At 74.8% G+C, this 10,806-nt stretch carries 7 protein-coding genes and 1 pseudogene; 5 read left to right on the top strand and 3 right to left on the bottom strand.

Annotation, left to right across the window (positions count from 1 at the left end; all coding sequences use genetic code 11):
* Nucleotides 1–197 precede the first annotated feature (197 nt).
* A complete protein-coding gene (locus ACFV2J_RS09570; RefSeq protein ID WP_385095612.1) occupies nt 198–1,604 on the top strand; it encodes a DNA-3-methyladenine glycosylase 2 family protein in 1,407 nt (468 codons plus the stop codon).
* Between the two features lie 4 nt (nt 1,605–1,608).
* On the opposite strand, the gene ACFV2J_RS09565 is transcribed toward ACFV2J_RS09570, so the two are convergent.
* Nucleotides 1,609–1,977 (bottom strand): PPOX class F420-dependent oxidoreductase, encoded by a 369-nt coding sequence (locus tag ACFV2J_RS09565; RefSeq protein ID WP_385095601.1) that lies wholly within the window; start codon nt 1,975–1,977, stop codon nt 1,609–1,611.
* Between the two features lie 162 nt (nt 1,978–2,139).
* Here ACFV2J_RS09565 and ACFV2J_RS09560 point away from each other — a divergent pair, with 162 nt between their 5' ends.
* Entirely contained in the window at nt 2,140–3,384 is a 1,245-nt protein-coding gene (locus ACFV2J_RS09560) for an SGNH/GDSL hydrolase family protein (protein ID WP_385095604.1), read from the top strand.
* 199 nt (nt 3,385–3,583) lie between these two features.
* Here the strand turns inward: ACFV2J_RS09560 and ACFV2J_RS09555 are convergent, their stop codons facing one another.
* Nucleotides 3,584–4,066, bottom strand: coding sequence for a DUF456 domain-containing protein (locus ACFV2J_RS09555; protein WP_385095606.1), 483 nt, complete (start codon nt 4,064–4,066; stop codon nt 3,584–3,586).
* Nucleotides 4,067–4,102: 36 nt separating this feature from the next.
* Complete coding sequence (locus tag ACFV2J_RS09550; RefSeq protein ID WP_385095609.1) at nt 4,103–5,083, bottom strand: helix-turn-helix domain-containing protein; 981 nt, start codon at nt 5,081–5,083, stop codon at nt 4,103–4,105.
* 463 nt (nt 5,084–5,546) lie between these two features.
* Here ACFV2J_RS09550 and ACFV2J_RS09545 point away from each other — a divergent pair, with 463 nt between their 5' ends.
* The 3 genes and pseudogenes from ACFV2J_RS09545 to ACFV2J_RS09535 form a co-directional block, all read left to right on the top strand.
* Nucleotides 5,547–7,646: a protein phosphatase 2C domain-containing protein gene (locus tag ACFV2J_RS09545; RefSeq protein WP_385437977.1), complete on the top strand. Its 2,100-nt coding sequence runs from the start codon at nt 5,547–5,549 to the stop codon at nt 7,644–7,646.
* 75 nt (nt 7,647–7,721) lie between these two features.
* A complete protein-coding gene (locus ACFV2J_RS09540; RefSeq protein ID WP_385437975.1) occupies nt 7,722–9,464 on the top strand; it encodes a pyruvate dehydrogenase in 1,743 nt (580 codons plus the stop codon).
* 851 nt (nt 9,465–10,315) lie between these two features.
* Nucleotides 10,316–10,729: pseudogene (locus ACFV2J_RS09535) on the top strand (ATP-binding protein); the annotation flags it as partial.
* Between the last annotated feature and the right edge of the window lie 77 nt (nt 10,730–10,806).

Raw genomic sequence — 10,806 nt, 5'->3', positions numbered from 1 at the left:
GCGCTCCGGCCCATGCCGGGCAGGCCGTGGGTACGGGCGTGGGGCATGTCTTTCAGCCCGTCCGGCGTTTGAGGACGAGGCCGTTCAGGCCGAAAGCGGGGGTCTGGGGGCGGCAGCCCCCAGGCACGGCGGACACGAGCGTCGCGTCCGATTCCCGCCAGCCCCGGCGGCAGCCACCCCGCACACTGGGACACGTGATCGATGAAGAGACCAGGTACGAGGCCGTGCGGAGCAGGGACGCCCGGTTCGACGGGGAGTTCTTCTTCGCCGTGGCGACGACGGGGATCTACTGCCGGCCGAGCTGCCCGGCGGTGACGCCGAAGCGCCGGAACGTCCGCTACTACCCGACCGCGGCGGCAGCCCAGGGCTCGGGATTCCGGGCCTGTCGCCGGTGCCGCCCGGACGCCGTGCCGGGCTCCGCGGAGTGGAACGTGCGGGCCGACGTCGTGGGACGCGCCATGCGGTTGATCGGCGACGGCGTCGTCGACCGCGAAGGCGTCGGCGGCCTCGCCGCACGGCTCGGGTACAGCACCCGCCAGGTGCAGCGGCAGCTCACCGCCGAGGTCGGCGCGGGCCCCGTCGCCCTGGCCCGCGCCCAGCGGGCCCACACCGCGCGGGTCCTGTTGCAGACGACCGGACTGCCGGTCACCGAGATCGCGTTCGCGGCCGGGTTCGCCAGTGTCCGGCAGTTCAACGACACGATCCGCGCGGTGTACGCCTCGACACCGAGCGCACTGCGCGCCGCGGCCTCACCCGGGGCGCCCACCGTCGGGCGCGCGCGGACCCCCGCCGCCGGGATCCCGCTGCGCCTCGCCCACCGGGGGCCGTACCGGTCGACGGCCGTCTTCGACCTCCTCGCCCGCGAGACGGTCGCGGGGGTGGAGGACATGAGCGGCACCCGCGGCCGCCGTACCTACCGGCGCACTCTCCGCCTTCCGTACGGCACCGGGGTCGCCGAGGTGAACGAGTGTCCGGACGGGCGGGCGTCCCAGCCGGGCGGCTGGCTCGACACCCGGCTGCACCTCACCGACCTGCGTGATCTGACCACCGCGGTGCAGCGGCTGCGGCGGCTGTTCGATCTCGACGCCGATCCGTACGCGGTGGACGAGCGGCTGGCGGCCGATCCGCGGCTGGCGCCGTCGGTCGCCGCCCGCCCCGGCCTGCGGTCGCCGGGTGCCGTGGACCCGGACGAACTGGCCGTGCGCGCGCTGGTGGGCCGGCCGGCCGCGGAGCGGCTGGTGCGCCGCTACGGGAAGGCGCTGGACGCCCCGCACGGGACGCTCACCCATGTGTTCCCCGAGCCGGCCGTCCTCGCGGAGGCCGAACCGGACGGCCCCCTCGGTACGCTCACCGCCGCCCTCGCCGACGGGACACTGCGGCTGGACGCGGGCGCCGACCGCGACGCGGCGGAGGCGGCCATGCTCGCGCTCCCGGGTCTGGACGCGCGCACGGTCGCCGTCGTCCGGACCCGCGCCCTCGGCGACCCCGACGTGGCGCCGCCCGGCGAGGACGTCCCGGAGGCGTGGCGCCCCTGGCGTTCGTACGGGGTGCGCCACCTCAGGGCGGCGGAAGAGGAGGCGGCGGCGCGGGGCGAGGAGCGCTGAGGGATCAGTCCTCCAGACCCCAACTGTGGATCCGCCGCGGATGGACGCGGATCAGCTCCTCGCTGAAGTGGGGGCCCAAGTCGTGCGGCCCGGTGAGGAGTTCGGCCTCACCGCGGATGTCGATACCGCGTACCTTCCACGGCCGGAGACTGACGACGTCGTCGACGACGAGGGCGACCTTCGGGTTCTTCCGCAGGTTGCGCCACTTCTTGGTGGTGCCCATCGCATGGCCGCCGATCAGGATCGTCCCGTCGTCCCGCGGGAAGAAGCCGACGGGATTCGCCTGCGGCTGGCCGTGGGCGTCGACGGTGGCCAGCCGCCCCAGCCGCTGCGACCTCAGATACGCGCGCTCGGCCTCACTGAATTCGGTCATGGCAGCAGCCAAACACGTCGGCGCCGGGCACGCATCGGGCCGGAGGCCCAGGGCGCGGGGGCGGCCGGGAGCGGGCGCCACGGGTCAATGCCCTTGCGTCGGAGTGCGGCTGACGGTGTGACATACCGTTGGGGGCGCCGGTGACCGGGGAAGCCATGCCGCATGACCCGCGTGATCATGGCCCGGCACCTCGTCGCCGCCCTGGCGACCGTCCTGACGCTCGCCACGCCCTGCGCGAGAGCCGACACGGGACCCGCCCCCGCCCCGGGAGGTGTTCCCGTCACCGGCGGCCACTGGACCGGCACCTGGGAGGCCGCCCCCTCCGGCACCGCGCCGCCCCGGCCCGGCGCCTCGATCCGCAACGTCGTGCACACGAGTGTCGGCGGCGAGGCGGTCCGCGTCCGGATCTCCAACCGCTTGGGCACCGAGCCCCTGCGTCTCGGGGCCGTCACCGTCGCGTTGCAGGAGCCCGGTGAGCCCGCGGGACCGGACGCCGTCCCGGGATCGATGCGGACGGTGACCTTCGCCGGTGCCGGGTCGGTGGTCGTCCCGCCGGGCACGGACCTGCTCGGTGACCCCGTCGGCCTGCGGATCCCCGCCGACGCCAACCTCCTGATCTCCGTCCACACGCCGGACGACTCGGGCCCGGCGACGTACCACCGCTCGGCTCACCAGACCAACTTCCTCGCCCACGACGGTGATCGGACCGCGGACGAGCGCGGTACCCGGTACACCGTCGGCCTCGGCAACTGGTTCTACGTCACCGGTGTCGACGTCCTGGGCGCCCGCGCCGCGGGCAGCGTGGTGGCGCTCGGGGACTCCATCACCGACGGGACCGGTTCGACCCCCGACGCCAACCACCGCTGGCCCGACCGGCTCGCCGACCGGCTGCGCGAGCTCCCGCCGTACCGCCGGCTCGGTGTCCTCAACGCGGGGATCTCCGGCAACCGGCTGCTGCTCGCGGGCAGCGGTCCCAGCGCCCTGGACCGGCTCGACGCCGACGTGTTCTCCCGCGCCGGGGTCCGTACGGTGATCGTGATGGAGGGCATCAACGACATCAAGGGCACGCCGGAGCAGCGGGACCCCCGCGCCCTGGAGGACGCGTACCGCCGGATCGTGACGCGCGCCCACGCCCTCGGGATCCGGGTCGTCGGTGCCACCATCACGCCGTACGGCGGCCATCCGGCGTGGACGGAGCGGCGCGAGGCCGTCCGGCAGGAGGTCAACGCCTTCCTCCGCGACGGCGGTCTCTTCGACGCGGTGGCGGACTTCGACGCGGCCGTCCGCGACCCCGCCGACCCGTACCGCATCCGCCCCGCCTACGATCCCGGCGACCACCTCCACTTCAACGACGCGGGTATGCGGGCGATGGCCGACACGGTGGACCTGGGAACGCTCGTTCCCTAGGGGTCCGGGGAAGAGGCCCGGGAGGTCGCGGGTCGCGGGAGGGCCCCGGGGGATCCACGGAGGCCCAGAGGGGCCCTGGGGGACCCACGGAGGTCAGGGGGGCAGGGGGAGGCCCACGGGTGTACCGCGGGGGCAGGAGAGGTCCAGGGAGGTCCCGGAGGTCCCGGGTGCTCAGAAGCCCAGGGCGATCCCGGCGGGGTCAGCCCCAGACCACCGCGCCCAGCCACGCCCCCGCGATCAGCAGACAGGCGAACAGCTCCGTCAGCACGCTCCAGCCGCCGGACCGCATCAGGGTCCACACCGTCGACCAGGCCCGCTCGTGGCCGCCCACGGTCAGCCGCTCATGGAGATAGATCCCGCCGAGGAAACCGGGCACCGCGCCGATCACCGGCAGCAGACAGAAGCCGAGCAGCGCCCCGGTCCCCGCGTACAGGCCCGTACGCGGGGTGGCGCCGCCCTCGCGGAGCCGGCGGGGAGGCAGCGCCCAGCGGATCGCCTGGGCCAGCAGCAGGACCAGCGTCGCGCCCACGAGCACGCCCCAGGCCAGCGTCTGCGGGGCGCTCAGCGCCCACCACAGGACCGCGGCCCAGACGAGCCACGACCCCGGCACACCGGGCACCAGCACTCCGCACACGCCGAGCGCGATCACCACGCCGACCAGCAGGAGTTCCCACGCTCCCATCTGTCAAGGGTGCCGGAGCGGACGGGAGGGCGCAGGTCAGTCCCGGGCCACCCAGCCCTTCTCGTAGGCGTGCCAGCCCAGCTGGAGCCGGGTCGTCACGTCCGTCAGCTCCATCAGCCGCTTCACCCGGCGCTGCACGGTCCGCAGGCCCAGGTCGAGCTGTTTGGCCACGCTGGCGTCGGTCAGCCCGGCCAGCAGCAGCGACAGGATCTCCAGATCGGTGCCGTCCGGGCCGTCCGGCCCCTGTTCCACGAAGCCCCGGCTGCCCAGCCGCAGCGGCAGCGCGTCCCGCCACACCGACTCGAACAGGCCCGACAGCAGCTCCAGCAGCCCGCTGGCGTGCACCACCAGCGCGGCGGGCTGGGCGGTGCGGGAGGTGAGCGGCACCATCGCGAGCGTCCGGTCGGCGATCACCAGTTTGGTCGGCACCGTGTCCAGCACCCGCACCTGCTCCTCACGGCCGAGCGCGGCGGACAGCTCGGTGACGCCGGTGGGCTGGTCGAGTACGGCGCGTTCGAGGACCACCCGGTAGCGGACGCCGCGCCCGGCCGCCTGCTCCTCCGCGTCGTTGTCCATCCCGGAGACCGCTATCGGGGTCCCGGTGACCAGGGCGCACACCTCCTCGCTCGCGCCGAGCTGGAGCTGGAGGAACCGCTGGGTGACCGCCGCCGCGCCGATCACCACCTCGACCAGGTCGTGCACGGCCGGTTCGGTGGCCTGGGCGCGGTACTCCTCGGCGAGCAGCGCGGCCGCCAGTTCCGCCTTGTCCAGCTCGTGGCGCTGCTGGGTGAGCAGCGCGCCGAGGGCGACCCCCGGGGGTGCCGCGACCCAGCGTCCGGGCCGCGACGACGACTGGGCCGCGAGACCGTGCCGTTCGAGCCGGCGCAGGGCGCGTTCGGTGTCGTACTCGCCGAGCGTGAGCCGGCGCGCGAGATCGGGCACGTCCGCGGCGCCCACGGACACCAGCGCCCGGTACGCCGACTCGTGCGTCTCGTCCAGACCTATCGCTCCCAGCATGCGGCGATGCCCTCCCCAGGTTCCGTTCCGGCCGGGCCGTGGCGGAAACCGGCCACGGCGCAAACCCGCCTCGGCACATCATCGCCGCAGCACCCGCAACTCTGCCAAGCTCACGTCACCGGGGTACCGGCCGACGCCGGAGGAGACCCGCCGGGAATCACCGGGATGTCACGGGGAACCCGCAGGGAAGCGGGTCGCGCGCGGGGGCGAATCGGCCGTTGTGGACGGCGCGTCGGCGGGCCGGACCGTGGCGCGGACCCGCGAGGTGGCGAGGCCCGGTCACTCAGGCGCCGCCGGGCGGTTCTCCCGTGGGGGGTGGGATCGTCCGGCGGCTTCTCCCGAACCCCCTTTGTCCGCGGCGGTGTTCGACATGTCGAAGGCCGGACGTCCGGCGGACCGGTCCGGGTGGCCGGATTTCCGGATGCCCCGTTTTCAACCGGCTCCCGCGGTGACAATTAGGGGCATGAGCCAGCAGGGGGAGAGCCGCACCGGTCACGAGGACGATTGGTGGGGGCAGTTGTACGACGACTCCACCCAGGACACCGGGGCCGCCGCCGCGCCCGATTCCCTCGACGACCGGTTCGCGTCGGCCGCGGGGACGGTCGGGGCGGGTACGGGCGGTGCGGGTACAGGCGGTGAGGGTACGGGTGGTCCGGGCGAGGCCGCGGCGGAGTCGGCCGGGGTGGGGTCCGGCGCCCGGCCGCAGGCGCCGGAGCGCGACGCCCCGCGGGGATCGGGGGAGCCTCCCGCGCCACCGGAGCGGCGCGGCGGCGGTTCCGGGCCCTGGCACGGCGCCTCGCCCCGCGGCGCGGCCCCCGAGCCGCTCCCGGCCCCGCCGCCCCGGGACGACCCCGCACGCGGCCGGGCTCCCTGGGAGCCGCCGCCCGCCGGTCCGCCGACACCCTTCGCCCCGCCGGCGCCCGCCGGGCCGTGGACCCCCGCGGAGTCGGCCCCGTCCGCCGACCCGCCGAGGCCCGCCGCTCCACCGACGTCCGCCGGGTTCTCGGCCCCGGCCGCCCCGCCCGCCTCGGCCGGCCCGTGGACACGCGCGGGTTCGCCGACACCCGCCGGTCCGGCCGCGGCCGGACCGCCCGTACCGGCGCCCGCCGGTCCGCCCGCGTCCGCCGATCCGCCGCGGCCCGTCGACCCGCCGGCGTCCGCCGGGCCCGCGTCGGCCCCTTCCGTGCCGCCCGCGTCCGCCGGCCCATGGGCGGGTACCGGTTCGCCGGCGCTGGCCGATCCGTCCGCACCCGTGGCCTTCCCGCCCGGACCGACGCCCCCTGGGTTCCGCACCGGGACTCCGCGGAGCCCCGTGTCCCCTCCCGCACCTCCGCCCCCCACGGTGTCGCCCGCGTCGGCCGTCGTTCCGCCACGGCCCCCCGGGGCCCCTCTGGACACCCCGGCCGCGCTCCCGCCGCCCCCGGTGTCCCCGGCCCCCAGGGGCACCGCACAGCCCGACACCTGGGCCCCGCACGCCCCGGCCCCGCTCACCGCCGCCCCCTCCGCCGAGACCCCGGCCGCCGCCCCGCCGCCCACCCGCACCGACCTGTCCGTCCCCGCGCCGTACGAACCGCTGCCCTCCGCCCCACCGGAGCGGCCCTCCGTGGCCCACCTGGGCTCGGGCCCGCCCACCTACGACGCCGAACCCACCGCGCTTCCGGCCGCCGACCCGGACGGCCTCGACGACCTGGTGTCGGACACCGTGCTGGACGGGGCGCGCTACGGGACCAGCACCCTGCGGGCGGTCTCCGTGCGCGGGGACTCCGCGCGCTACCGGGGCGAGCCGCGCCGCGACGCGCTGCTGACCGCCCGTTTCGGGACGGCGGAGCAGGCGCTGGTGCTGGTGGCGATGGCGACCGGCGCCCGCGCCACCCCCGGCGCGCACCGGGCGGCCGCCGAGGCCTGCCGGTGGATGGGGCGGGCCGTCGGCCGCAGTCACGCACGGCTGGCCGAGGACATCCGGGCCGCCCGCCGCGGGGACCTGAAGTCGGGGCTCCACCGGCTCACCGACCGCAGCCTCGGCAAGCTGCGCGCGAGCGCGGCGGAGCAGGGTGTCGAGCCCGAGGACTACACCGCGAGCCTGCGCTGCCTGCTGCTCACCGCGGACCCCGAGTGCCGTACGCGCGTGTTCTTCGGTGTCGGCGACGGCGGTCTGTTCCGGCTCCGGGACGGCGAGTGGCAGGACATCGAGCCGCGGCCGGGCGACGCCACCGGGGAGCCGGTGGTCGGCTTCGGGTCGCTGCCCCACGAGACCCCCGAGGGCGACCGGCTCACCATGGACCTGGGCATCACCACGCCCCCGAGCCCGTACGAGCCCGCCCCCGCGCCGCCGCGCGCACCCTTCCGCTTCCGCGCCTCCGTCGCCCGGCCGGGTGACACGCTCCTGCTGTGCACGGGCGGTCTCGCCGATCCCCTGCGCGGCGAACCTGGGCTCTGCGAGCACCTGACGACCCGCTGGTCCACCGACGGACCGCCGGGCCTGGCCGCGTTCCTGGCCGACACCCAGGTGAGGGTCAAGGGATACGCGGACGACCGGACGGCAGCCGCCGTTTGGGAGGCGTAACCGCGTTCCCTGTGAATTCATGGACCCCAGAGGACGGACTCAAGGGTTCCAGGACCACTAAGGGGTGCGTGCAGCATGGCCAAGCAGAACGTCGCCGAACAGTTCGTCGACATCCTCGCCCGCGCGGGGGTCAAGCGCCTGTACGGCGTCGTCGGTGACAGCCTGAACCCGGTCGTGGACGCGATCCGCCGCAATTCCGCGATCGACTGGATCCATGTCCGGCACGAGGAGACCGCCGCCTTCGCCGCGGGCGCGGAGGCCCAGATCACGGGCAGGCTCACCGCCTGCGCGGGCTCCTGCGGCCCCGGCAACCTCCATCTCATCAACGGTCTGTACGACGCCCACCGCTCCATGGCCCCGGTCCTCGCCCTCGCCTCGCAGATCCCCTCCAGCGAGATCGGCCTCGGCTACTTCCAGGAGACCCACCCCGACCGGCTCTTCAGCGAGTGCAGCCACTACAGCGAGCTGATCTCCAACCCGAAACAGATGCCCAGGCTGTTGCAGACCGCCATCCAGCACGCGATCGGCCAGTCGGGGGTCAGCGTCGTCTCCCTCCCCGGCGACATCGCCGCCGCGCCCGCCCCGGAGAAGACCGTCGAGACCGCCCTCGTCACCTCCCGCCCGAGCGTCCGCCCCGGCGACACCGAGATCGACAAGCTCGTCGCGCTGATCGACGAGGCCGACCGGGTCACCCTCTTCTGCGGGAGCGGGACGGCGGGGGCGCACACCGAGGTCATGGAGTTCGCGGAGAAGGTCAAGTCGCCGGTGGGACACGCGCTGCGCGGGAAGGAATGGATCCAGTACGACAACCCGTTCGACGTCGGCATGAGCGGTCTGCTCGGCTACGGCGCCGCCTACGAGGCCACCCACGAGTGCGACCTGCTCATCCTCCTCGGCACCGACTTCCCCTACAACGCCTTCCTCCCCGACGACGTGAAGATCGCCCAGGTCGACGTCCGCCCCGAACACCTGGGCCGGCGCTCGAAGCTGGACCTGGCGGTCTGGGGCGACGTCAAGGAGACCCTGCGCTGTCTCACCCCGAGGGTGCGGCCCAAGGGGGACCGGCGCTTCCTGGACAAGATGCTGAAGAAGCACGCGGACGCGCTCGAGGGCGTGGTGAAGGCGTACACCCGCAAGGTCGAGAAGCACGTTCCGATCCACCCCGAGTACGTCGCCTCGGTGGTGGACGAACTCGCCGACGAGGACGCGGTGTTCACCGTCGACACCGGGATGTGCAACGTCTGGGCGGCGCGCTACATCTCGCCCAACGGGCGCCGCCGCATCATCGGTTCGTTCTCGCACGGCTCGATGGCGAACGCGCTGCCGATGGCGATCGGCGCCCAGTTCAGCGACCGCGGACGCCAGGTCGTGTCGATGTCCGGCGACGGCGGGTTCTCCATGCTGATGGGCGACTTCCTCACCCTCGTCCAGTACGACCTGCCGGTGAAGGTCGTCCTCTTCAACAACTCGTCCCTGGGCATGGTCGAGTTGGAGATGCTGGTCGCCGGGCTCCCGTCGTACGGGACCACCAACAAGAACCCCGACTTCGCGGCCGTGGCCAGGGCCTGCGGCGCCTACGGGGTCCGCGTCGAGAAGCCGCGGCAACTGGCCGGCGCGCTGAAGGAGGCCTTCAAGCACAAGGGCCCCGCTCTCGTCGACATCGTCACGGACCCCAACGCCCTGTCCATCCCGCCGAAGATCAGCGCGGACATGGTGACCGGGTTCGCGCTGTCGGCGTCGAAGATCGTCCTCGACGGCGGAGTCGGCCGCATGCTCCAGATGGCCCGCTCGAACATCCGCAACATGCCGAGGGCCTAGGCGTGTTGACCCACCACCGAGTGCCGTGTCGACGTCGGTGAGGGGCCGGCCTGCCGCCGTGGCCGGACCGTTCGCCCCCTCCAGTACGGCCGGAAGAGCAGACGAGAGTCGGTAGACGGGCCGAGCGCCCACGCTCGGTACGCCGGTCCGCGCAGGAGGCTCCGGGGGGCGCGCCGGAGCCGGACGCGCCGCCGGCGCAAGCCGTTCGCGCTCCGGCTCACCTTTTCCGGCGTGCCCCACGTAGGGCGGCACGTCGGGCGGAGGGTGCGGTGGCGGGGGAGACCGGAACCGGGCCGTCCGGGCCCGCGCCGAGTCGGGCGGGACGTTCCGGTACGGAGCCGGGGCGCGCAGCGCCCGAGCGGGCGGGCCGTCCGCCGCGTGGCGGGTTCCCGGCCGCCCACCAGGGCTTTCCCCGCCCGATCCGTGACGACCGGGACGACCGCGGCGCCCGCGGAACGCTCGTGCGCGGCCCGGGGCGCGGGCTCCACCGGGCGCCGGCTCCGGGGGTGTCCGCCGCCCCTACGGCATCGACGGTGTCCGGCCCGGTCCCCGCGCACGGTCGACCGGATCACGCCGGCAGGTGTGCGCCTTCCGAGGACGGCCGCCGGTCCCGCGAGTCCGGGCGGGTGAGGCCCGGGGGCGGCGGCCCGTCACGCCGCCACGCGTTCCCTCCCGCGTGGCCGAGGGTTGACGAATCGACATGACTGCCGCCTCGCGTAGGAGGGCATGGATTCCCGTGAACATGTTCGATCACGAGGGGAATCGGCATCGGCATGCAGGCGGGGGTCATGAGAAGGCAGGTACGAGGGCGCGGTCCCGTGGCGATCGGGGCCTCCACGGCAAAGGCGATGATGGAGGAGACGTCCGGGAGTGCGGCGGATCAACCGGCCACCGCGCAGCTCAGGCGCAGGCTGGCGAGGGCGGACCTACGGGCGGTGCCCGAGACCCGCAGGGCGCTGAGGGAACTCTTACGGCACTGGGGGAGGCCCGGAAAGTCCGAGATAGCCGAGCTGCTGACCAGCGAGCTCGTCACCAACGCCCTCATCCACACCGACCACGACGCGATCCTGACGGCCACCGTCCGGCCTTCCGGACTCCGCGTGGAGGTACGGGACTTCGTGGGACGCAGGCCCCGGCCGCGGGTACCGGACGCCGACGACGGTACGCACGGCCGAGGACTCGTCCTCGTACAGTCCCTCGCCGACGCGTGGGGCGTCCGGGCCCACGGCGTGGGCAAGTCGGTCTGGTTCGAACTGGACGGGGGGGGGGGGGGGTGGGGAGGCCCCCCCGGCTACGTGAGGGCGCGGCGGAGGGGGCGGCGGGGCGCGCCGGGACGGCGGGG

The sequence above is a fragment of the Streptomyces sp. NPDC059668 genome (genome assembly GCF_042734135.1).
Classification (GTDB): domain Bacteria; phylum Actinomycetota; class Actinomycetes; order Streptomycetales; family Streptomycetaceae; genus Streptomyces.
Note: the sequence above shows the minus strand (reverse complement) of the source record. Positions and strands in the feature narration are given on the sequence as shown.

Bases quoted from the DNA above. Each gene is read 5' to 3' on its own strand.
- ACFV2J_RS09560 (WP_385095604.1), top strand. From the start codon at position 2,140: ATGACCCGCGTGATCATGGCCCGGCACCTCGTCGCCGCCCTGGCGACC.
- ACFV2J_RS09550 (WP_385095609.1), bottom strand. From the start codon at position 5,083: ATGCTGGGAGCGATAGGTCTGGACGAGACGCACGAGTCGGCGTACCGG.
- ACFV2J_RS09555 (WP_385095606.1), bottom strand. From the start codon at position 4,066: ATGGGAGCGTGGGAACTCCTGCTGGTCGGCGTGGTGATCGCGCTCGGC.
- ACFV2J_RS09540 (WP_385437975.1), top strand. From the start codon at position 7,722: ATGGCCAAGCAGAACGTCGCCGAACAGTTCGTCGACATCCTCGCCCGC.
- ACFV2J_RS09565 (WP_385095601.1), bottom strand. From the start codon at position 1,977: ATGACCGAATTCAGTGAGGCCGAGCGCGCGTATCTGAGGTCGCAGCGG.
- ACFV2J_RS09545 (WP_385437977.1), top strand. From the start codon at position 5,547: ATGAGCCAGCAGGGGGAGAGCCGCACCGGTCACGAGGACGATTGGTGG.